The following is a 21,883-nucleotide window of genomic DNA, read 5'->3' as shown; positions in this document are numbered from 1 at the left end:
GAATCTGACTTAATGAATCACTAGTGATTCTTCGTGTCCAGAGGGTTGCTAAGATTTTTTTAACGATTTGATTCGATTGCGAATCGGCCAGATTCCCGGATGGCGAGGCGAGATCCGGCCGTCAGACGGCCGGGCTTTCGACGAGGCTGGTGCGGGTGGCGGCGATGGAAATCGCGGCAAGCAGGATGATCACGGCGCCGTAGATATAGGCCGTCATGGAGAGGCCGAGCGCCGGCGCGACAAGGCCGGCGACGATCGCGGGGACCGCGAAGGCAAGATAGCTTTCGACCAGAAAGGCGGCAAACAGGCCCGCCCGTTCATGGCTTTCGGCGAGCGGCATGACGATCTTCAGGATGTTGGCGAAGATCGATCCGAGGCCGAGGCCGGCAACGGCGGTGCCGAGGAAGAGAAGTCCGACGGCCTGTTCCTCCACGCCCACGAGCGTGATCAGAACGCCGGTGATGAGCCCGCTCGTCGCGGCGAACAGGACCCGCCGCGGGGCCAGCGTGCGGGAGACGAAGACCGAGATCGTGGCGCTCAGCATCGAGGTCGCGACGACCGCTCCGCCGACAAAAGGCGAAGCGATGCCCGTGGCGACCGCGACCAGCGTCGGCATGAGCGAGAGATAGAAACCGGCGAGCGCCCAGCCGGCCACGTTGACGGGCGTGACCTTGATGAGCGGTCCCCAGGCGCGTTGCGGCACGCTGATGCGCGGCCGCATCGCGCCGAGCGCGCCCGGCCGTCCCGCAGTGGTCTCGGGCATGAAGGCAAGGGCGATGATGCCGAAAATCGTCGCGACGAACAGGATCGCATAGATGAGATGCGTCGGTTCCGGCGCGAAGGCGACGAGCGTGCCGCCCGCAAGCGTGCCGATCGTTAGGCCTAGAAACGCGGTGATGCTGTTGAGGATCGGGCCGTTCCGCTTGTCCGTATCGAGGATCGCCGCGCCGAAGGTCGGGAAGGCGATGCCGGTCGCAATGCCCTGGACGATGCGGCCGGCGAGCAGCATGCCGCCGGAATCGGCCAGGAGGAAGATCACCAGCGCCGCGGCGTTGAAGAGGAGGGCGATGAGGATCAGCGGCCGGCGGCCGACATAGTCTGAAAGGCCGCCGAGCGTCAGAAGTGCCGCAAGCAGCGCGAAGGCGTAGGAGCCGAAGATGAAGGTGATCATCGCCGGCGAGAGATGGAAGAGTTCCTGATAGAGGTGATAGAGCGGCGTCGGGGCGCTGCTGGTCGCGGAGATCAGCACCGCGAAAATGAAGCTGTAGACGGTCATCCGGAAGGCCGCCGGAGAGGGAGAGGCGGAGAGCAGGCTGGTCATGGCTTTCACCTTAACGCAATTTTTTAGCGTTAGGCGCATATAGTTGCATTCAGCCGCTAATGCAATATCTTTGCATTAAGAGAAATGATTTTCCGGCAACACGCCGGCAGGGAGAAGAAAAATGGCCAGGGAGATGTTGCGGCAGGGCGGGCGTAGCGCCCGGATCCAGGAAGCGGTGCACCGCACTGTCCAGGAACTTCTGAAGAGGATGGACCGCAGCGGGATCACCGTGCCGATGATCGCCGAGAAGGCGGGGGTGACGCCGTCGACCATCTACCGGCGCTGGGGCGATCTTTCCGAGCTTCTGGCGGATGTCGCCGTCGCCCGCATGCGGCCGATCGCCGATCCGGAGGATACCGGCGCGATGGCCTCCGATCTCGAAACCTTCATGGTGCAATATGCCGAGGAAATGTCCTCGAAGGTCGGGCGTGCGATGATGTCGGACGTGCTGGCGAGCACGGAAGGCGAAGCCGCGGCACGCTGCTGCCAGTATACCTACCATCACCTGGAGACGTTGCGGGAACGGGCTGCGGCGCGCGGCGAGACGCCTTTCGACATCAACGAAGCGGTCGATCTCGTCGTGGCGCCGATCGTCTATCACATCCTGTTCCGGGATCGCGAACCGACGCCGGACTACTGCCGGTCGCTGGTCGGCCGATTTTTGGGAAGTAGGGCCGAATTTTCGAGGCTGGTCTAATGGCAAACCTCGCTTTCGGCGTCATCCTCGGGCTTGTCCCGAGGATCTGCAACGATGAGATAAGCAAGGGTTGCAGATGCTCGGGACAAGCCCGAGCATGACGGACGAGAGATTGGCGGGCCTGTCGAACCCCAATCCGCAAAACCTCCCGCGCTTGAGACTCACCCCTTCAGCATGCGCTCGACGATGTCGCGCACGTCGGTCGAAAGCGTTTCGGTGCGTTCGATCGTCATCAGTGCCGCGCGGGCATGATCGGCGCGCTGCGGCTCCAGAGACCGCCAGGAACGCATCGATGTGAGGATGCGTGCGGCAAGCTGCGGGTTCCTCGGATCGATCGCAAGGATCTGTTCGGCGAGGAACCGGTAGCCCTCGCCGTCTGCGCGGTTGAAGCCGGTCGGGTTGCCGAAGGCGAAGGTGCCGACCAGCGAACGGACCCGGTTCGGGTTGGTCGAGACGAAACGCGGGTTTTCCATCAGCTTCCGGACCCGGGAAAGCGCAGCCGCGCCCGGAATGGTCGCCTGGATCGAGAACCACTTGTCGATGACGAGCGCATTGCCGTCGAACCGCTTCAGGAACGTGTCGAGCGCATTGGCGGCCTCCGGTGCATCCGGGAAGCGATGGGCGAGAAGGGTCAGCGCCTGCGCCAGATCGGTCATGTTGTCTGCCGCGGCAAAGGCTTTCGCGGCGCGCTCCGGCGTTCCCTCCGCATAGGTGAGATAGGAAAGCGCGGTGTTGCGCAGGGACCGCTTGCCGGCGCTTCCCGCATCCGGCGTATAGGAGCCGGCGACCTTCATCCCGTCGAAAAGCGCGAGGAAAGTTTTCTCGCCTGCCTTTGCGATGGCCGACAGGATGGCGTTCCGGCCGGCATGGATGGCATCCGGATCGTTGTTGCTGCCGAGTTCGCGGGCGATGTCGGCTTCGCTCGGGAGCGTCAGCGCCTGGGCGCGGAAGGCGGGCTCCAGCGCCTCGTCGGCGGCGGCTTCCAGAAGGGCTGCGATCAGTGCCGGATCGCAGGCGATCTCCTTGCCGTCGCGGGCATCGCGCGCCGCCTGCATAAGGTTCGGCATGGCGAGGTCGGTGAGCGCCTGCCAGCGGGCGAAAAGGTCCGTGTCGTGGCGGGCGATATGGGCGAGATCGGCCGGCGTCTGGTCGAGGTGCAGGTTGATCGGCGCCGAGAAGGAACGGTTGAGCGACAGCACCGGGCGCGACGAGATGCCCGAGAAGGTGAAGGTCTGCCGGCGCTCGGTCAGATGCAGCACGTCGCCCGTCACTTCGCCGCCCTTGACTGCGGAGGGCGCCGCCAGCGAACCGTTGTCGAGGATGAGCGCGAACGAGAGCGGGATGTGCATCGGCTCCTTGTTCGGCTGCCCGGGCGTGGCCGGGATCATCTGCTCGAGCGAGAGCGTGAACGTTCCCTTCTTCTGGTCGTAGTCGCTCGAAACGGTGACGAGCGGCGTGCCGGCCTGGTGGTACCAGAGCGAGAACTGGGCAAGGTCGCGGCCGCTCGCATCCTCGAAGCATTTCACGTAATCTTCGACGGTGACGGCCTGGCCGTCATGGCGTTCGAAATAGAGGTCCATGCCCGCCTTGAAGTCCCCTCTGCCGAGCAGCGTGGCGATCATGCGGGTGACTTCCGAACCCTTCTCGTAGACGGTGGTCGTGTAGAAATTGTTGATCTCGCGGTATTTCGTCGGGCGGACGGGATGGGCGAGCGGTCCCGCATCCTCCGGAAACTGCTCCGATTTCAGGTGCCTCACCTCGGCGATGCGCTTCACCGGCCGCGACCGCATGTCGGCGGAGAATTCGTGATCGCGATAGACCGTCAGGCCTTCCTTGAGGCAGAGCTGGAACCAGTCGCGGCAGGTGATGCGGTTGCCGGTCCAGTTGTGGAAATATTCATGCGCGATGATCGCCTCGATATTCGCGTAATCCTGGTCGGTCGCGGTCTCGGGGTCGGCAAGCACGTATTTGTCGTTGAAGACGTTGAGGCCCTTGTTCTCCATGGCCCCCATGTTGAAGTCGGAGACGGCGACGATCATGAAGATGTCGAGGTCGTATTCGCGGCCGAACCGCTCCTCGTCCCATTTCATCGAGCGCTTCAGCGCATCCATGGCGTAGGCCGCGCGCGGCTCCTTGCCGTGCTCGACATAGATCTTCAGCTTCACCTCGCGGCCGGACATGGTCGTGAACGTGTCCTCGACCACGCCGAGATCGCCGGCGACCAGCGCGAAGAGATAGGCGGGTTTCGGATGCGGGTCGAACCAGGCGGCGAAATGCCGGCCTTCGTCGTAATTGCCGCCGCCCAGAAAATTGCCGTTCGACAGCATGACCGGATTGGCGGCCTTGTCGGCGATGATGGTGATCGTATAGGGCGCCAGCACGTCCGGCCGGTCCGGGAAATAGGTGATGCGGCGGAAGCCCTCGGCCTCGCACTGGGTGCAATAGACGCCGCTGGTGCGGTAGAGGCCCATCAGCTGGCTGTTGGCTTCCGGGTTGATGAAGGTCGTGACGGTGATCTCGAAGGGCGTTTCGGCCGGCAGGTCGCGGATCGTCAGGCTTTCCGGCGTCGCGTCGTATTGGCTGGCCGGGATTTCCGACTGGTCGAGCAGGAGGCCGGAAAGGGTGAGTTCGTCGCCGTCGAGTACAAGCGGAACGGAAGGATCGGCGCCCTCGCGCCGGTGGAAGATCAGCCGGGCCTCCACTTTCGTGTGGGTGGGATCGAGCTCGAAGGTCAGGTCGACCCGCTCCAGGACGAAATCGGTGGGGCGGTAATCTGCCAGATGGACGATCTGGCCCGTATCTGTTCGCATGTTGCTTCCTGAACCGGCTTTAATGAAATGGCGTCTGGAGCACTTTCGTGCCCGCTAATCTTAGCATTGCTCGATGTCGCGCGCATACTTGCACGCAATGCTAAACGATTGTTGAAACCGGGACCAAATGAAACACATTCTGTGCCTTTGTATTACATTTCGCGGAAATTTTCATCGAGTCACGGATATTGATGGACCTATCATCAGTTTTGATCCCGCTCATGCCACTTTTCCGTTACTCTGCCGACAAACTGAATCCTCCCGTCCAGCCAGGCTCCGTGCCCAACGGAGCCTGGAATTTCTTTGAGTCGTTATGGCCGCCGATGCCTTAAATCCCCTGCGGGGGATCATGTTCAAAGTCTCCTCCGTGGTGATTTTCGTGATGATGCAGACCTGTATCAAGTCCGCAGGTCCCGATATCCCGGCCGGCCAGATCACCTTCTATCGTTCCGCCTTCGCGCTCGTGCCGATCATGGCCTATCTCGCCGTCCAGGGCGAGCTGCGCGGCTCCTTCCACACCGACAGCCTGTCCGGCCATCTGAAACGCGGCTTCCTCGGCATCCTGTCGATGATCTGCGGCTTCTACGGGCTCGTGCACCTGCCGATGCCGGATGCGATCGCCATCGGCTATTCCTCGCCGCTGCTTGCCGTCGTCTTCGCGGCGATCTTTTTGAAGGAGACGGTGCGCGTCTATCGCTGGACGGCCGTCATGGTCGGCATGGTCGGCGTGGTGATCATCTCCTGGCCGAAGCTGACCATGTTCGAGGATGGCGGCATGGGCTCGGAACAGGCGATGGGTGCGGCGGCGGTTCTCCTCTCGGCCGTGCTTGCGGGTTTTGCGATGATCCAGACGCGCCAGCTCGTGCGCACCGAGAAGACGGCGACGATCGTGCTCTATTTCTCCCTGACGGCGGCGCTGTTCTCATTGCTCAGCCTGCCGTTCGGCTGGGTGGCGCCGACCGCGTCGGAAACGCTGTTCCTGATCGGCGCAGGCTTCTGCGGCGGGATCGGCCAGATCTTCCTGACCGAAAGCTATCGCAATGCCGACGTCTCGACGGTCGCGCCGTTCGAGTATACCTCGATCCTGCTCGGGATCGGCATCGCCTATGTTCTGTTCGGGGATGTGCCGACGGTGGCCATGCTTGTCGGCACGGCGATCACGGTATCGGCCGGGATTTTCATCATCTACCGCGAGCATCAGCTCGGACTGGAGCGGAAGGCGGCGCGCAAGGCTTCGCCGCCGGGGGCGTGAGACCCGAACGCTTCAGAGCGGAATGGCAGCCGTGACCGGATTGACCTTTTCGGAACTGTACCGGGCGGCGCCCGCACGGCTGAGTTCACGCGAGGCGTTCACGGCAACACCGATATGCGAGAGGTTTTCACGCAGCGCACGAATCGGATGGAGGAGGGCCGTCGTCATGGCAGCTTCCTTTTATTCAGTTCGATCAGCGTTCGCGGAAGTCGGCGAAGACGGCAGCCGGACGCGTGATGCCGGCCGGGCGGCCGAGCGCACGGGACGTCATCTGCTCGTTCGTCGCGGAGCCGAAACGGTGATAGCCCTGCGTCGACCGCGGCGGGAGGCCTGCGAGCCGGAGGGTTTCGAAGCCCGAATGGATCGGGCGGAAGCGCGTAGTCATGGCCTTGGTTCCTTAAACCTATTCCTCCCAAGACACGCCGTTAATATTGCAGTGCAACGTTGATTTTGCAATGCAACAGAACGCCGCACTGCCATGCGCTAAATGCATGGCGATCTTCATATTTTCGTAACCTTGCGCAAATTTCCGGCGCATTTGCCGGAAATGCGGGCAATCACGAGGCGGAAAGCCGCATTTTGAAGGTCAGAAGGTCCCGCCAGGCCAGCGCCTTGTTGGCCGGCGCGGCAAGAAGCTCCTGCGGATGCAGCGTCGCGACCGCCGCCGTATCGATCCCTGCAAACGCAATATCGCGCCACTCTCCGCGCATCGAGTGGATCGTGCCGTTGCCGCCGAAGAAGAAACGCGCGGGGAAATTGCCGAGCAGCAGTAGGAATTTCGGCTCGGCGAGCGCCACCTGCCGTTCGAGGAACGGACGGCAGATATCGAGCTCCGCCTGCGAAGGCATGCGGTTGCCGGGCGGCCGCCAGGGAATGACATTGGTGAGCAGCATCGCTTCGCGCGAAAGCCCGATCGCGCCGAGCATGCGGTCGAGAAGCTGCCCCTGTCTTCCGGAAAAAGGAATGCCGTCCCGGTCGTCGTCGGCATTCGGCATCGGGCCGATCACCATGAGGCGGGAGGCCGGATCGCCGCTCGCGAACACGGTGGAGCGGGCGCCGTTCTTGAGATTGCATCCGTTGAAGGCTTCGAGTGCCGTTCTGAGTTCGGAAAGCGACCGGGCGCTTTCGGCCGCAAACCGCGCCGCTGCGACCGCTTCTCCATCCGGCACCGCGACCGAGGGTGGGGAGGCGGGCGCTGCGGATCGCGCGGCCGGAGCGGTGCGTTTCTTCGACGAAGCAGCCGTCTCTCCCGTTCGCGACGTGGGGTTCTGCTCGTCCTGCGTGGGCTGCGGCTGCCGCGCCGTTGCCGGCATCCGCGCCTCCGCCTGCGCTGCCTTTTGCGCCGCGAACTGCGCGAACCGGTCGACCGGCTCGTCCTCGACGAGCCATTCCACACCCGAATCCGCATAGAAATGCAGAAGGGCGGCGAGCTCGGGCGGATCGAGGTCTTTGGCGGCGTTCATCACTTTACACTACAGCAACTCGGCCGGGAGTGGGAACCGGTTTTGCCTTTGGGCAAGCGATTGCACATGGAATTTGCCCCTCACCCTAGCCCTCTCCCCGCAGGCGGGGAGAGGGAACTGGAAGCTTGCGGCTTGCGTCCTTCCCCCCGCCTGCGGGGAGAAGGTGGCGGCAGCCGGATGAGGGGCATTGTCCCCTCACGCCGCCCATTGCTGGACGTTGTCGCTTTCGCCGATCAGCGCCAGACCATGTGCGATCGACAGCAACTCTCCGCCGCTTTCGATCTTTCCGTCATCGAACCGCCGGGTGAAGATGCGCCTGACCGCGGGCACGAACGAGGTGCCGCCGGTCAGAAATACCTTGTCGATTTCGGAAGGCTCGGTGCCGGTCTTTTCCAGCACCTCGTCCAGCGCGCCTTCGATACGGGCGAGATCCTCGGCGATCCAGCTTTCGAAATCGGCGCGCTTCACGGTTCTGCGGCCTGCGCGCCCAAGCGGCGCGAAATGGAACTCCGCCTCTTCGGCGCCCGACAGCGCCATCTTGGTGGCCGAGATCGCCTGGTAGAGCGGATATCCCTCGTCGTGTTCGACGAGATCGATGAACAGCTCCAGCTTGTCGGGGTCGAGCGCCGAGCGCACCAGCGATTTCAGGTCGTTGAATTCGCGCGTGGTCTTGAAGATCGAGAGCTGGTTCCAGCGGCTGAAATTGGCGTAGTAGCCGGACGGCACTTCCAGCACCTTGTCGAAGCTCTTGAAGAACGTGCCCTTGCCGATCTCCGGTGCAACCAGATTGTCGATCATGCGTGCGTCGAAATGATCGCCGGCGATGCCGACGCCCGAATGGCCGATCGGCGTCGCCGCGAGCTTGCCGACCTTGCGCTCGAAACGGATCAGCGAATAGTCCGTCGTGCCGCCGCCGAAATCGGCGACGAGAACGGTCGCGTCGCTCTTCAGCGTCTGCGCGAAGTAATAGGCCGCCGCCACCGGCTCGTAGACATAGTGGATTTCCGGAAAGCCGAGCCGCGTCAGCGCCGCGTTGTAGCGCTCGACGGCGAGTTTCGGATCGGGACTGGCGCCGGCGAAATGCACCGGACGGCCGGCGATGACGCGGGAGACTTCCGTCGGCCAGTTGTCGTCGGCATAGGTCTTCAGGCGGCGCAGGAATATCTCCATCAGGTCCTCGAAGACGTGCCGGCGGGCGAAGATCAGCGTGCCCTGGAAGAGGGCGCTCGCCGCAAAGGTCTTGATCGACTGCAGGAAGCGGCAGTCGCCCGGATTGTCGATGAACTGACGGATCGCCGCCTGCCCGGCCTCGACCTTCAGCGCCTGCGCACCCATGACCGGATCCTTCATGAAGGAGAGCGCGGTGCGCATCGTATCGGTCACGCCGGCGCTGCTGGCGAACGACATGGAATGCGTGGCCGCATCGCCGTCCGAAAGCGCCAGAACCGTATTCGTCGTGCCGAAATCAAGCCCGAGCGCCCGTGCCATGGCCGTGCTCCTTTTATCCCGCCGAAGACCGTTGAACCGGAGCCAATAAGGCCCCGAACGCGAAAAGGGCGCCTGGTCGCGCCCCGAATGTCTTGAGAGCGCGCGTGATCGCACAAGGGAAAGCGGATGGCAACCCCGGCCGCGTCAGTTTTCCGTCTGCCGCCGCGTCTCCTCCGCGCGCTCCGCGAGCCAGTTGCGGAACATCTCCATGGCCGGCGTCACGCTCCGCGACTTGAGCCGCGTCAGCCAATAGCTTCCCTTGGAAATATAGATGTCGAAAGGCTGCTCGATCGCGCCCGCCGCCAGCTGGCGGGAAAACATCAGCGGCGGGGCGAGCGCCACGCCGGCGCCCTGGAGCGCCGCCTCGATCATCAGCACGGATGAATCGAAAACCATGCCGCGGATCGGCGGCGAGGCGACGCCCGCCTCTTCGAACCAGCTCGGCCATTCGTCGGCGCGGTAGGAGCGGAGTAGCACCTGGTGCGCCACGTCTTCGGGCGATTTGAGCTGTCCGGCGATCGGCGGGATGCAGAGCACCGAAAGCGGCGCTTCGAACAGCGCTTCCGCCTCGATGTCGTGCCAGGCGCCGTTGCCGAACTTGATCGTGTAGTCGAGCCCTTCGGCGGCGATGTCGACGCGATTGTTGTTGGTGGAAAGCCTAAGGTCCACGAACGGATATTTCTCCCGGAAGTCGTGAAGCCGCGGCAGCAGCCAGCCGACCGCAAGCGTGCCGACCGCGCCGAGCTTCAGCACTTCCCGCACATGCCCGCCCTCGAACCGGTCCAGCATGTCGGCCATGCGGTCGAAGCTCTCCTGCAGCGAGGGTAAAAGCGCCAGCCCCTCCTCGGTGATCATCAGCCCGCGCGGCAGGCGGCGGAAGAGCGTCACGCCGAGCCGCTGTTCCAGAAGCTTCACCTGATGGCTGACGGCGGCCTGTGTGACGCAGAGTTCGATCGCCGCACGGGTGAAGGAAAGGTGCCGCGCGGCCGCCTCGAAGGCGCGCAGCGCGTTCAGCGGCAAATAAGGCCGGACCATGGCAATGCCCTAATTTGATTCATGCCTGACCGCAGATATCATCGTTTGATTGGGGCTCGCAAGGCGACCTAGAAAAGCCGTGTCCAACCCAGCGGAGTACGATCATGGCTTTCAGGAATTCTCTTCTTCTCGCCTTTTCTCTCGGAATTACAGCGGCTTTTCTCGATTGCGCGTCGGCGGAGGCGGCCGAACCGATCCGCTGCACCGTCATCATCGACGAGGATAGCGGCGAGCCGCTCTATCGCCAGGGCGCCTGCGATCAGGGCTTTTATCCCCAATCCACCTTCAAATTGCCTTTGGCCATGATGGGCTATGACGCGGGTGTCCTCACCGACGCGCAGAATCCGCGCTGGAAATACCAGGCGAAGTTCGGCGGTCCGGAACGGGTGAAGAAGGATGTCGATCCGGTCATCTGGGAGAAGGATTCGATCGTCTGGTATTCGCAGGAGATCGCCCGCAAGCTCGGCAGCAAAGCCTTTGCCGACTACATCCAGCGCTTCGGTTACGGCAACCGCGACGTTTCCGGCGGCCTGACCGAAGCCTGGCTGATGTCGTCGCTGAAGATCTCCGCGGACCAGCAGGTGCAGTTCATCCGCCGCTTCCTGACGGGCGGCCTGCCGATCTCCGAACACGCCGTCGACATGACGGTCGCTATCATCCCGCATTTTCCGGCGGGCGACGGCTGGGATATCCAGGGCAAGACCGGTTCCGGCTGGCTGCGCGACAAGGCCGGCAAGGTGGACTACGACCGCCCGCTCGGCTGGTTCGTCGGCTGGGCGATGAAGGACGAGCGCCGCGTCATCTTCGCAAGGCTGCTGGTGGATACGAAGCGCTACAAGGGCGACCCGATCAGCTTCGTGGTGCGGGACGGGCTGATCAGGGAGTTTCCGAAGCTGGCGGAGGGGTTTTGACCTTTTAGTCCGGCCTATGTGGGTTCCCCCTCATCCGCCTGCCGGCACCTTCTCCCCGCTGGGGAGAAGGGATTTGCCGCGCCGTTTCTATTCCCTCCTCTCCCCTTGGGGAGAGGGTGGCCGAGCGAAGCGGAGGCCGGGTGAGGGGGCTTACTCCGCCGCGATCGCCGCCGGCACATCGTCGTTCGCCTCATGCCGGTCGCCATCCTTCCTCCGGCCGAGCCTTCCCAGAAACCGCCCGAACCGATCCATTTCCACGAAAATGACAGGCGTGATGAACAGCGTCAGCGCCTGGCTGACGATCAGCCCGCCGACGACCGCGACGCCGAGGGGCTGGCGCAGCTCCGAGGAGGCGCCGGTGCCGAGCGCGATCGGCAGCGCGCCGAGCAGCGCGCAGAAGGTCGTCATCATGATCGGCCGGAAGCGCCTGACGCAGGCCTCGTGGATCGCCGCACTCGCCGTCTCCGACTTCGCGCGCATCGTCTCCACCGCCACGTCGATCATCATGATGGCGTTCTTCTTGACGATGCCGATCAGCATCAAAAGCCCGATCAGCGCGATGATCGACAGGTCGAAGCCGAAGATTTTCAGCGCCAGCAGCGCTCCGAAGGCCGCCGCCGGCAGGCCGGAGAGGATCGTCAGCGGGTGGATGAAGCTCTCGTAGAGCACGCCGAGCACCACATAGATGGTCAGAACGGCGGCGAGGATCAGAAGCGGCGTGTTGCCCTGGCTCTGCTGGAAGATCTGCGCCGTGCCGCCGTAGGAGGTGAACACGTCGTTCGGCATCTGCAGGTTCGCCTTGATCCCGTCGATCGCCGCCGTCGCGTCGGAGAGCGAAACGCCCGCCGGCAGGTTGAACGACACGGTGGTCGAGACGAGCTGGCCCGTCTGGTTGATCGTCACCGGCGCGGTCTGGCGCACCACCTCGGCGAAGTTCGAGAGCGGCACCAGCGAGCCGTTGGCGGACATCACCCGGATGTCCTGCAGCATCTGGTCGTTCCACTGCTTGGTATTGTCGAACTCGGTGATGACGTCGTAGCTGTCGCCGGTCGACTGGATCTCGGCCGCGGTATAGCCGCCGAAGGCCATCTGCAGCGTTTCGCGCAATTCCTGGTCGGTAATGCCGAACGACGCCGCCTTTTCCGGATCGACCTTGATGTTCGCCTCGATCGCGGCGTTCTGGGCATCCGAGGTCACGTCGGTGAAATGCGCTCGGTCGGCGCGCATCGCGGCCTGGATCTTGCCCGCCCATTCGTTCGTCTGGTCGGCGTCGAGCGCCTGCACGACGAGCTGGTACTGGCTGGCGGTGGAGCGGCCGCCGAAGCGCAGGCTCTGCTGCGGCGTGATGAAGGTCTTTATCCCGGCCACCTTGGACGTCGCCTGCCTCAGGTCGCGCAGCGTCTGGTCGAGCGGCGGGCGCTTTTCCCGGTCCTTCAGCTCCACGAAGATCGTGCCGTTGTTGAGCGAGCTGCGGCCGTTGCTGCCGACGATCGAGGTGATGTGGGCGACGGCCGGGTTCTTCTCGACGATCGTGGCCACCTGGCTTTGCAGGTCGCGCATGGCCGGATAGGAAATGTCCTCGCGGGCCTGCGTGGAGATGGTCAGCCGGCCGATATCCTCCTGCGGGAAGAAGCTCGTGGGCAGGGTCTTGAAGAGATAGGCCGAACCGCCCACCGAAGCGAGGAAGATGAGCATGACGATGCCGCGGTTTGCGAGGCACCAGCCGACGGCCTTGTCGTAACCCCTCAGCGTACGGCTGAAACCGGCATCGAAGACGCGCACCATCAGGCCGGGGCTGTGACGGCCGCCGGAAAGGCGCGAGCCGAGCATCGGCGTCACCGTCAGCGAGACGATCGCCGAGGCGACGATGGCGAGCGCCACGACCATGCCGAACTCATTGAAGAGCCGCCCGACCACCCCGCCCATCAGGAGGATCGGGATGAAGACGGCGATCAGCGACACCGACATGGAGACGATCGTATAGCTGACCTCCGACGCGCCCTGGATCGCCGCCTGCATCACCGGCATGCCGTCCTCGATATGCCGCATGATGTTTTCCAGCATGACGATCGCATCGTCCACCACCAGGCCGACCGAGAGCGTCAGCCCGAGCAGCGAGATGTTGTCGATGCTGTAGCCGAGCACATACATGGCGCCGAACGTGGTGATCAGCGACAGCGGCACGGCGAGCGCCGGCACGATGGTGGCGGTGATCCGGCCGAGGAAGAGATAGATGACAAGCACGACGAGCGCGATGGTCAGCATCAGCGTGAACTGCACGTCGGAAATCGAGGCGCGGATCGCCGTCGAGGCGTCGTTCATCACGTTGAGCGACACCGAGGCGGGCAGCTCGGCCGAAAGCGAGGGAAGCTTCGCCCGCACGGCGTCCACCACGTCCACCGTATTGGCGTCCGGCTGGCGCTGGATCGCGAGGATGATCGACTGGTTGCCGTCATACCAGCTTCCGGCGTCCAGATTTTCGACGCTGTCCTGAACGTCGGCGACGTCGCCGAGATGGATCGGCGCGCCGTTCGGGCTGGCGATCACCAGCGAGCGGAACTGATCCGCATTGGTGCGCTGCGTATCGGCGTTGATGGTGAGCCGCTGGGTGTTGTTTTCCAGCGAGCCGACCGGCGCCTGGCTGTTGGCATTGGCGATCGCGTTGGTGACGGTGTCGACGCCGAGATTGCGCGCCTGCAATCTGGCGGGATCGAGCTCGACGCGCACCGCATAGGTCTGGGCGCCGAAGATCGAGACTTCCGCGACGCCCGGCAGCGTCGAAAGGGCAGGGGACAGGACGTCCTCGGCGATCTCGTCGACCTTGCTGCGCGGCAGCGTATCGCTTTTGACCGCAAGCAGCAGCACCGGCGCATCGGCCGGGTTGGTCTTGCGATAGCTCGGCGGCGTCGTCATGTTGTCCGGCAGCTGCCGTGTCGCGTGCGAGATCGCCGCCTGCACGTCGGCCGCGGCCGCGTCGATATCCCGGTTGAGGTCGAACTGCAGCACGATCGACGTATTGCCGAGGGAGTTCGTGGCGCTGATCTCGCTGATGCCGGGGATCGTCTCGAACTGCTTGATGAGCGGCGTCGAAACCGCGGTCGCCATGGTCTGCGGCGAGGCGCCGGTGAGCTGGGCCGAGACGTTGATCGTCGGGAAATCCACCTGCGGCAGCGCGGCGACCGGCAGGAGCTGGTAGCCGGCAAGGCCGGCGAGTACGGCGCCGATCGCAAGCAGCGTGGTGGCGACAGGCCGGCGGATGCAGAATTGCGGGATCATCATTGCGCTTCTCCCACGTCCACCGGTTGATCGTCGTCGCCTGCGGAGGCGGTCTCGTTGGCCTGATCTCCGCCGAATTGCTCCGTCACGACCGCGCCGTCGAAGAGCTGCACCTGACCTTCCACGACCACATGCGTGCCTTCGGAAAGGCCGCTCGCGATCGCCGTGTCGGGGCCGTTCGAGCGGGCGATCCTGACCGGCGTCACATGCACCTTCCTGTCCTCGCCGACCGCATAGACGAACGGGGTGTCGACGCCCGGATTGACGGCCACCGTCGGTATGACCACGTCCTTCCGGCCGCTCTCGAAATGCACCGTGACGTTCAGCGATTGCCCTGGCCAGAGAGTGCCGGAGGGATTGTCGAATTTCGCCTTGGCGAGGATGGTGCCGGAGGCCGGATCCACCGTGTTGTCGAAGAAGCTCAGGGTTCCCCTGGCCGCCGTTCCGCCACCCTGCGGCACGGCGTCGACCGCGATCGTGCTGAGAGAGGCCCCCTGCTTCAACTCGCCGAGATAGGCTTCCGGCAGATGGAACCGCACATAGATCGGATCGTACTTGGCGATCGTCACGATCGCCGTTCCGGCACTCACATAGGCTCCCGTGCTCAGTGCGATGTCGCCCAGCCTGCCGTCGAACGGGGCGCGGATATCGGTGTTTTCCACCGCTACCTGATCGGCGGCGATGGCGGCCTTGTCGGCATCGACCGTGGCGGCCGCCGTGTCGCGGGCGGCGCGCGCCTCGTCGTCGGCCTGCTGCGTGCCGGCATTGCGCCGGACGAGGTCGTCGGCGCGGGCAAGCGCGGTTTCCGCCTGGGTGAGCGTCGCCTGGTCGCGCACGAGCAGCGCCTCGTCCTTGGCGAGCGCGGCTTTTGCGGTCCGGTCGTCGAGCTTGGCGATCAGGTCGCCGGCCTTCACGGATGCGCCGTCGCTCGCGGCGATGCTGACGACGAGGCCCTGTTCCTGCGCGGCGATCGTGGTGTTCTCGTCGGCATCGGCCGAACCCGCGGCGGCGACATCCATCGGCAGGGCGGTGCGGGTCGCGGCGACCGTCTTGACGGTAGGCGGCGGACCGCCTCCGCCGCGGCGCCGTTGCTGGCCCTGATCCGTTTGCGGCTGATTGCCGCCGGTATCGGCGGAAGCCTGCTGGATGAGAGATGAAAGGAATGGAAGCCGATCGCGGAATTCCCAGCCCGCAGCCCCGGCGACGATAAGAACGCCCGCAAAAATCCAGATCTTCTTCATGAGGTCACCGTCTGCCTCTGGTTTGCCCGATGATGTCGATCCATCGAGCTGCCCTTATTGCGGCGCAAAAAAGACCGATTCCGTCCTTGCCGCTCACGAGCCGGTGAAAGCGGATTAAATGTTAGTAATGAATGGGTTAGATGAACTGGAGTTAATCTTTCTCGCGCTTCGGCTGCGCTGCTCCAACTCGTATGCCGCTATCGGAGAAACCGCCGTGGAGCCCAGATGAGCAGAAGCCCGATGACGGCGGCGATCAAGCCGTTGATGATCCAGGGTGTCTGGTTGATCATGAAGCTCGTTGCCGGATAGGGGAAAGCGCCAGTCCCCTGGCCGATCCAGAGGAGGCCGAGAAGGACCAGCAGCGCGCCGACCACCGAAAGTGCCAGTCTTGCGATTTTCATGGGAGATCTCCGAAAGCTGAGGAAACTTCCGGAATCATAGTCCTCCGCCTTGCCCGCCGCGAAACGCATTCGCGTGATTTGGGCGCGGCTCAGACGTCTTCGTAATAGCGCGCGATCAGCGGCCTCGAGGCCTGTTCCTCGTGTTCGGACAGCACGAAGCCGGCGATGCGGCTCGAAGGCGAGAAGTTATCGAGGAGGTTGGCGATGACCGCATCTTCGACGGCACCCAGGGCTCTTGCGTGGAGGGTTGCCGACTTGGCAACTGCGGGGCGTGTCGCCCGGCGGCCGTCATCGCTGGCCGGCATGTCTTCGATCGCAAGCATCTCCGCGATCGCCGCGGCGGCGGAAACCGGTGCGGGCGGCGCGGAGGAGGAAATGTCCGGGGCGGAATCCTCGGCGGCCCCGGAAATGCTTTCGATCATGCCGGCGATCCTTGATGGAGAGGGCCGGCTTACCTTTTATGACAGGCGCCTTGAGAGACCGCCAACGGCGATCGCTCAATTTGAATCGATGTTTAGCGGCGGGAATTCAGATCGAGCGCGAGGCTCCGCCGTCGACCCGCAGCATCGTGCCGGTGACATAGCTTGCAGGGGCCGAGCAGAGGAAGGCGCCCGCGGCCGCGAACTCCTCCACCTTGCCGAGCCGCCCTGCGGGGATGGTTTTCAGCGAGGCGGTGCGGATCTCTTCGAGCGATTTGCCGTTGCGCTTGGCGTTCGCCCCGTCGAGTTCGTCGATACGGTCGGTGTGGATGCGGCCGGGCAGCAGCATGTTGGCGGTGATGCCGAAGCCGGCCACTTCCGCGGCGAGCGTCTTGTTCCAGCCGACCAGCGCCGAGCGCAGCGTGTTGGAAAGCGCAAGATTGGTGATCGGCTCGACCACGCCCGACGAGGCGACGGTCAGGATGCGGCCCCACCCTTGCTGCTTCATCTGCGGCAGGAGGGCATTGGTGAGGCCGATGACGCGCAGCACCATGGACTGGAAGAAACTGTCGAGCTTGTCGGCGGTCATGTCCTCGGTCGTGCCGGGCGTCGGGCCGCCGGTATTGTTGACGAGGATATCGATGCCGCCGAGCTTTTCCTTGACGGCATCGACCATGGCCTCGACGAAATTGTCGTCGGCGAGATCACCCCACACCCAGTCGGCCTTGCCTCCATTAGCCTTTCCTTGGCCTTCCGCATTGATCGCCTTGCAGTTTTCCGCCAGGCGGTCGCCCGAACGGCCGACGAGGAGAACGTTGGCTCCTTCCGCCGCGAGAGCCTTGGCGATGCCGAGGCCGAGGCCGCGCGACGAGGCGAGCACGAGTGCGCGTTTGCCGGTGATGCCGAGATCCATGATGCTGTTCCTTCCTTTATTCCTGTCATCGGTGTTTCGCCTTTATAACAGCGGCAGACCGGGGCGAAAGGCCGAACTTGCTTTCTCCGGTTCGGCTTCTATAATTGACGTGAACGTAAAAGTAATATGAGGGAACGGAAAACCGTTTTGCGCGAATGGCAAGGCGGAAGACGTTTTCCCGCCTCGACAAGTGGAATGGCTTTTGCCAAGACAGGTCGCCTGAATAATAGCCGGGAGGGGCCGGCGAGCGGAGTTTGAGATGAACGAACAGGACCTTCCCGAACGGGAGAGCATGGAATTCGACGTTGTGATCGTGGGCGCTGGGCCGGCGGGCCTGTCTGCGGCGATCCGGCTGAAGCAGGTCAATCCGGATTTGACCGTGGTCGTGCTCGAAAAGGGGTCTGAGGTCGGCGCCCATATCCTCTCGGGCGCGGTGGTCGATCCGGTCGGCATCGACGCGCTGCTGCCCGGCTGGCGCGAAGAGGAGGGCCATCCCTTCAAGACGCCTGTCACCGACGACCAGTTCCTGTTTTTAGGCCCTGCCGGCTCGGTCCGCCTGCCGAACGTCATGATGCCGCCCCTGATGAACAATCACGGCAATTACATCGTCTCGCTCGGAAACGTCTGTCGCTGGCTGGCCGAAAAGGCCGAAGCGCTCGGCGTCGAGATCTATCCGGGCTTTGCCGCGACCGACGTGCTCTACAATGAACAGGGTGCCGTGATCGGGGTGGCGACCGGCGACATGGGCATAGAGCGCAATGGCGAGCCCGGCCCGAACTTCACGCGCGGCATGGCGCTGCTGGGCAAATACGTGCTGATCGGCGAGGGCGTGCGCGGTTCGCTCGCAAAGCAGCTGATCCTGCGCTTCGGGCTGCAGGAGGATCGCGAGCCCCAGAAATACGGTATCGGCCTGAAGGAACTCTGGCAGGTGAAGCCGGAGAACCACAAGCCCGGCCTGGTGCAGCACTCCTTCGGCTGGCCGCTGGGCTTGTCGACCGGCGGCGGCTCCTTCCTCTATCACCTGGAGGACAATCTCGTCGCCGTCGGCTTCGTGGTGCACCTGAACTACAAGAACCCCTGGCTCTACCCGTTCGAGGAATTCCAGCGCTTCAAGACGCATCCTTCGATCCGCGGCACGTTCGAAGGGGGCAAGCGGCTGTCCTACGGCGCCCGCGCCATCACCGAGGGCGGGTACCAGTCGGTGCCGAAAATGTCCTTCCCCGGCGGCGCGCTGATCGGCTGCTCGGCCGGTCTCGTCAACGTGCCGCGCATCAAGGGCAGCCACAATGCGGTGCTTTCCGGCATGCTGGCGGCTGACAAGATCGCCGAAGCGATTGCCGCCGGCCGCGCCAATGACGAGCCGGCCGAGATCGAGGCCGGATGGCGCTCGACGGCGATCGGCAAGGACCTGAAGCGGGTGAGGAACGTCAAGCCGCTCTGGTCGCGGTTCGGCACGCTCGTCGGCATCGGGCTCGGCGGTCTCGACATGTGGACGAACCAGCTGTTCGGCCTGTCGATCTTCGGCACGCTGAAGCACGGCAAGACGGATGCGGCGAGCCTGGAGCCTGCCGCACAGCACAGGAAGATCGATTATCCGAAGCCGGACGGCGTCCTGACCTTCGACCGTCTCTCCTCGGTGTTCCTGTCGAACACCAACCATGAGGAGGACCAGCCGGTCCATCTTCAGGTGAAGGACATGGATCTGCAGAAGCGTTCCGAACTCGACGTCTATGGCGGACCGTCGACCCGCTACTGTCCGGCGGGCGTCTACGAATGGGTGGAGAAGGACGGCGAACCGACCTTCGTCATCAACGCCCAGAACTGCGTCCACTGCAAGACCTGCGACATCAAGGACCCCAACCAGAACATCAACTGGGTGCCGCCGCAGGGCGGCGAAGGACCGGTGTATCAGAATATGTGAATTGCCTATTCGGAATGGCCTATGCCCAGCGCCGCCGCGATCCGCGCGAGGCGCTTGTCGGGGTCCAGAGAAATGTGCCGGGCTTCAATTTGGCTGATGCCATTAGGTGTATCGATCACTCGGGATTACCGTCCCAAGTGCCGTTCGGATTCCAACGCCGCCGCGGAGGCGCTTCTACGTCCGGTCCGCTGCCGCCAAGCATGATCAATCTCTCCGCCGCCTCGTGCTGAACGAGCAGGATGAGGGCCTTCCTGATGACCGAAGAGGTCTCGGTAATGCCGGTAAATTCCTTGGCATTCGCGAGTAACTCGTCATCGATGGTAATGGTCGTTCCGCATGGCCAATCTCCCTTGGCTGCATCAAAAGTAGCATCGGATGATGCACTTTTCCATGCGCCCGCCCGCCATCACGACCCTGCCGCTGACACGTTCGTGATTAACTCCTGCATGCCCGACTTAGCACTTCATTAACCATAATCTTCCTAATTTCGGCGTCATCTTCTTGACGCACCAAGGACGCATTCATGTCAATTTCCCGTCGCGGCTTTTTGGTCGGCCTTCCGCTTGCGCTTGCCGGCTGCGCTTCCACGATTCCTGCGCAGACGAATTATGCGGCCCTGCCGCATGAAGAGTTTCCGCTGAAGGCAGTGCCGATCGACAAGATCAAGCCGGAACTACGCCGCACGGAAGTGGCCTATACGACGTCGCATCCCGCAGGCACCGTGGTCGTCGATACGCCGTCCCGCCGCGCCTATTACGTTCTCGGCGAGGGCCGGGCGATCCGCTATGGCGTCGGTGTCGGCCGCGCCGGCCTCGCGCTTGCCGGTAACGCCTATGTCGGTCGCAAGGCGGAATGGCCGAGCTGGACCCCGACGCTCAACATGCAGCGCCGCGAGGAGCGTTACCGCAAGCTGGCCGGCGGCCTGCCGGGCGGCCCGAACAACCCGCTCGGCGCGCGCGCCATCTATCTCTACCGCGGCGGCAACGACACGCATTTTCGCATTCACGGCACCAACCAGCCGGAATCGATCGGGCTCGCCATGTCGAGCGGCTGCATCCGCATGATGAACCACGACGTCATCGACCTTTACGAGCGCGTCAAGGTCGGCGCCCGGGTGGTCGTCATCCAGGCGGTTGCGTGAGGTCGGGCCGCCCTGACGGCAGCCCCGTGATCACCGCGATTTCCAGGCGACGACCATCAACGCGCCGATGACGGTGATGTGCTCCATCACCACATGAAACTCGATCGTCTTGAACGGTTCCTCCATCGCCCAGAAATTATGGGCGATCGGAATGGTGAGCGCGGTGAAGACGGCAAGCGCACCGGCACCCAGCCAGGTCCAGCGGTTGAGGATGATCAGCGCCGAACCGACCAGCTGCGTGACGATCGTCGCGATGTTGAAAAGTGCTGCGGGCTCCAGCCCGAAATGCGCCATCTCTCCGACGCCGGCCTGGAAGTCGATGATTTTCGAGAGCCCGCTTCCCCAGAACATGAAGGTGAGGACGATGCGCGCGAGATAGCCGAACCACGTCGCGCTCGTGATTGCAGAAACCGGATTCCCGAAACTGTTTGTCTGAACGCTCGCCATGAACTCCCCCCTTATCGATGCTCCCGCCATCTATAGCGGACCGCAGGTTCATCGATAAGGTGCGGCGAAGCCGAATACACCCATTTCGCGAAATGGAGGCTTTTCGGCAACATGGGCGAGGTCAGAAGCCGGAGAGCACGATCTTGCCCCTGGTGCGGCCGCTTTCGATCATCGCATGGGCTTTCTTGAGGTTCGCGGCGTTGATCGCGCCGAGCGTCTCCGACAGCGTCGTGCGGATTTTCTTCGCATCCACGAGTTCGGCCACGTGGTCCAGGAGCTTGTGCTGCTCGATCATGTCGGCGGTCTGCCAGACGGGCCGGGCGAACATCATTTCCCAATGGATCGAGAGTGCCTTGCGCTTGAACGGGCGCAGATCCATCGGCGCCTTCGGATCGTCGATCAGCGCGAAACGGCCCTGCGGAGCGATCAGTTCGAGGATATCGTCGACATGCTGCTCCGTCTCGGTCGTGGAGAAGACGAAGGCGGGATTGCCGATCGCCATTTCGGCGAGCTGCTTCGCCATCGGCTTCGAATGGTCGATGACGTGATGGGCGCCGAGTTCCCGGATCCAGGCTTGCGTTTCCGGCCGTGAACCGGTGCCTATCACGGTAACGTCGGAAAGCTCGCGGAGCAGCTGGATGGCGATCGAGCCGACGCCGCCCGCGCCGCCGATGACGAGCACGGCATTCCACGCGCCGGCCACCTTGTCCTGCACCTTCATGCGGTGGAACAGCGTCTCGTAGGCGGTGATCGCCGTCAGCGGCAGGGCGGCGGCCTCTTCGAAGCTCAGGCTTTTCGGCTTGAAGCCCACGATCCGCTCGTCGACCAGATGGAATTCCGCATTGGTCCCCGGCCGGTTGATCGCGCCGGCGTAATAGACCTCGTCGCCCGGCTTGAAGAGCTTGACGTCCGGGCCGGCGGCCTTCACCACGCCGGCCGCATCATAGCCGAGGATGCGGTGCTGGCCGGGTTCGACCGGGGCCGAGGCGCGCACCTTGGTGTCGACCGGGTTGACGGAGACCGCCTTGATCTCGACGAGCAGGTCGCGCCCCTTTGCCTCCGGAACGGAGAGCTCGATATCGATCAGCGAGGTTTCGGCACTGATGGGCTGGGGCGTGTTGAAGCCGACGGCGCGCATGGATGTCTC

20 protein-coding genes are annotated in these 21,883 nt (G+C 63.7%); 5 read left to right on the top strand and 15 right to left on the bottom strand.

Going from position 1 to position 21,883, the window contains the following annotated elements; all coding sequences use genetic code 11:
* Positions 1 to 121: 121 nt before the first annotated feature.
* On the bottom strand, positions 122 to 1,321 hold the full coding sequence (locus tag QTA58_RS02250) for an MFS transporter (RefSeq protein ID WP_289671553.1): 1,200 nt from the start codon (positions 1,319 to 1,321) through the stop codon (positions 122 to 124).
* Positions 1,322 to 1,442: 121 nt separating this feature from the next.
* On the opposite strand from QTA58_RS02250, the gene QTA58_RS02245 reads away from it, so the two are divergent.
* Positions 1,443 to 2,018, top strand: coding sequence for a TetR/AcrR family transcriptional regulator C-terminal ligand-binding domain-containing protein (locus tag QTA58_RS02245; RefSeq protein WP_289671552.1), 576 nt, complete (start codon positions 1,443 to 1,445; stop codon positions 2,016 to 2,018).
* 161 nt (positions 2,019 to 2,179) lie between these two features.
* Here QTA58_RS02245 and pepN read toward each other — a convergent pair whose 3' ends face one another.
* On the bottom strand, positions 2,180 to 4,828 hold the full coding sequence (gene pepN / locus QTA58_RS02240) for an aminopeptidase N (protein ID WP_289671551.1): 2,649 nt from the start codon (positions 4,826 to 4,828) through the stop codon (positions 2,180 to 2,182).
* Between the two features lie 313 nt (positions 4,829 to 5,141).
* Here pepN and QTA58_RS02235 point away from each other — a divergent pair, with 313 nt between their 5' ends.
* Positions 5,142 to 6,080: a DMT family transporter gene (locus QTA58_RS02235; protein WP_289671550.1), complete on the top strand. Its 939-nt coding sequence runs from the start codon at positions 5,142 to 5,144 to the stop codon at positions 6,078 to 6,080.
* Positions 6,081 to 6,092: 12 nt separating this feature from the next.
* Here the strand turns inward: QTA58_RS02235 and QTA58_RS02230 are convergent, their stop codons facing one another.
* The 5 genes from QTA58_RS02230 to QTA58_RS02210 all read right to left on the bottom strand — a co-directional run bounded on the left by QTA58_RS02230 (position 6,093) and on the right by QTA58_RS02210 (position 10,066).
* Positions 6,093 to 6,248, bottom strand: a complete 156-nt coding sequence (locus QTA58_RS02230) for a hypothetical protein (protein WP_289671549.1) — start codon at positions 6,246 to 6,248, stop codon at positions 6,093 to 6,095.
* Positions 6,249 to 6,273: 25 nt separating this feature from the next.
* Positions 6,274 to 6,465 carry a hypothetical protein gene (locus QTA58_RS02225; protein WP_085422787.1) on the bottom strand — a complete coding sequence of 64 codons (192 nt, stop codon included), beginning with the start codon at positions 6,463 to 6,465 and terminating at the stop codon, positions 6,274 to 6,276.
* Positions 6,466 to 6,637: 172 nt separating this feature from the next.
* Positions 6,638 to 7,543 carry a uracil-DNA glycosylase gene (locus tag QTA58_RS02220; RefSeq protein ID WP_289671548.1) on the bottom strand — a complete coding sequence of 302 codons (906 nt, stop codon included), beginning with the start codon at positions 7,541 to 7,543 and terminating at the stop codon, positions 6,638 to 6,640.
* A gap of 195 nt (positions 7,544 to 7,738) precedes the next feature.
* A complete protein-coding gene (locus tag QTA58_RS02215; RefSeq protein WP_289671547.1) occupies positions 7,739 to 9,031 on the bottom strand; it encodes an Hsp70 family protein in 1,293 nt (430 codons plus the stop codon).
* Positions 9,032 to 9,175: 144 nt separating this feature from the next.
* Entirely contained in the window at positions 9,176 to 10,066 is an 891-nt protein-coding gene (locus QTA58_RS02210) for a LysR family transcriptional regulator (protein WP_085422791.1), read from the bottom strand.
* A gap of 104 nt (positions 10,067 to 10,170) precedes the next feature.
* Here QTA58_RS02210 and blaOXA point away from each other — a divergent pair, with 104 nt between their 5' ends.
* Positions 10,171 to 10,977, top strand: a complete 807-nt coding sequence (blaOXA, locus tag QTA58_RS02205; RefSeq protein WP_289671546.1) for a class D beta-lactamase — start codon at positions 10,171 to 10,173, stop codon at positions 10,975 to 10,977.
* A gap of 150 nt (positions 10,978 to 11,127) precedes the next feature.
* On the opposite strand, the gene QTA58_RS02200 is transcribed toward blaOXA, so the two are convergent.
* The 5 genes from QTA58_RS02200 to QTA58_RS02180 form a co-directional block, all read right to left on the bottom strand.
* A complete protein-coding gene (locus QTA58_RS02200) occupies positions 11,128 to 14,253 on the bottom strand; it encodes an efflux RND transporter permease subunit (RefSeq protein WP_289673337.1) in 3,126 nt (1,041 codons plus the stop codon).
* Complete coding sequence (locus tag QTA58_RS02195) at positions 14,253 to 15,494, bottom strand: efflux RND transporter periplasmic adaptor subunit (RefSeq protein WP_289671545.1); 1,242 nt, start codon at positions 15,492 to 15,494, stop codon at positions 14,253 to 14,255. The genes QTA58_RS02200 and QTA58_RS02195 overlap by 1 nt, the downstream gene beginning before the upstream one ends.
* 197 nt (positions 15,495 to 15,691) lie before the next feature.
* Positions 15,692 to 15,895 carry a hypothetical protein gene (locus tag QTA58_RS02190; RefSeq protein WP_085423418.1) on the bottom strand — a complete coding sequence of 68 codons (204 nt, stop codon included), beginning with the start codon at positions 15,893 to 15,895 and terminating at the stop codon, positions 15,692 to 15,694.
* Positions 15,896 to 15,984: 89 nt separating this feature from the next.
* Complete coding sequence (locus QTA58_RS02185) at positions 15,985 to 16,317, bottom strand: hypothetical protein (protein WP_289671544.1); 333 nt, start codon at positions 16,315 to 16,317, stop codon at positions 15,985 to 15,987.
* A gap of 106 nt (positions 16,318 to 16,423) precedes the next feature.
* A complete protein-coding gene (locus QTA58_RS02180; RefSeq protein ID WP_289671543.1) occupies positions 16,424 to 17,227 on the bottom strand; it encodes an SDR family oxidoreductase in 804 nt (267 codons plus the stop codon).
* A 259-nt stretch (positions 17,228 to 17,486) separates the two neighbouring features.
* Between QTA58_RS02180 and QTA58_RS02175 the strand changes: the two genes are divergently transcribed.
* Entirely contained in the window at positions 17,487 to 19,148 is a 1,662-nt protein-coding gene (locus QTA58_RS02175; RefSeq protein WP_289671542.1) for an electron transfer flavoprotein-ubiquinone oxidoreductase, read from the top strand.
* 115 nt (positions 19,149 to 19,263) lie between these two features.
* Here the strand turns inward: QTA58_RS02175 and QTA58_RS02170 are convergent, their stop codons facing one another.
* Positions 19,264 to 19,467, bottom strand: a complete 204-nt coding sequence (locus QTA58_RS02170; RefSeq protein WP_341850286.1) for a type II toxin-antitoxin system VapB family antitoxin — start codon at positions 19,465 to 19,467, stop codon at positions 19,264 to 19,266.
* A 204-nt stretch (positions 19,468 to 19,671) separates the two neighbouring features.
* On the opposite strand from QTA58_RS02170, the gene QTA58_RS02165 reads away from it, so the two are divergent.
* Positions 19,672 to 20,289: a L,D-transpeptidase gene (locus QTA58_RS02165; protein WP_085422798.1), complete on the top strand. Its 618-nt coding sequence runs from the start codon at positions 19,672 to 19,674 to the stop codon at positions 20,287 to 20,289.
* Between the two features lie 30 nt (positions 20,290 to 20,319).
* Here the strand turns inward: QTA58_RS02165 and QTA58_RS02160 are convergent, their stop codons facing one another.
* Both QTA58_RS02160 and QTA58_RS02155 read right to left on the bottom strand, forming a co-directional pair.
* Positions 20,320 to 20,736, bottom strand: coding sequence for a DoxX family protein (locus QTA58_RS02160; protein WP_085422799.1), 417 nt, complete (start codon positions 20,734 to 20,736; stop codon positions 20,320 to 20,322).
* Between the two features lie 121 nt (positions 20,737 to 20,857).
* Positions 20,858 to 21,874 carry a zinc-binding alcohol dehydrogenase family protein gene (locus QTA58_RS02155; protein ID WP_289671541.1) on the bottom strand — a complete coding sequence of 339 codons (1,017 nt, stop codon included), beginning with the start codon at positions 21,872 to 21,874 and terminating at the stop codon, positions 20,858 to 20,860.
* Positions 21,875 to 21,883 lie beyond the last annotated feature (9 nt).

Source organism: Neorhizobium sp. CSC1952, from assembly GCF_030378245.1.
Lineage (GTDB): Bacteria > Pseudomonadota > Alphaproteobacteria > Rhizobiales > Rhizobiaceae > Neorhizobium > Neorhizobium oryzae_A.
The sequence above is the reverse complement of the archived record's forward strand: the minus strand, read 5'-3'. Positions and strand labels throughout refer to the sequence as shown.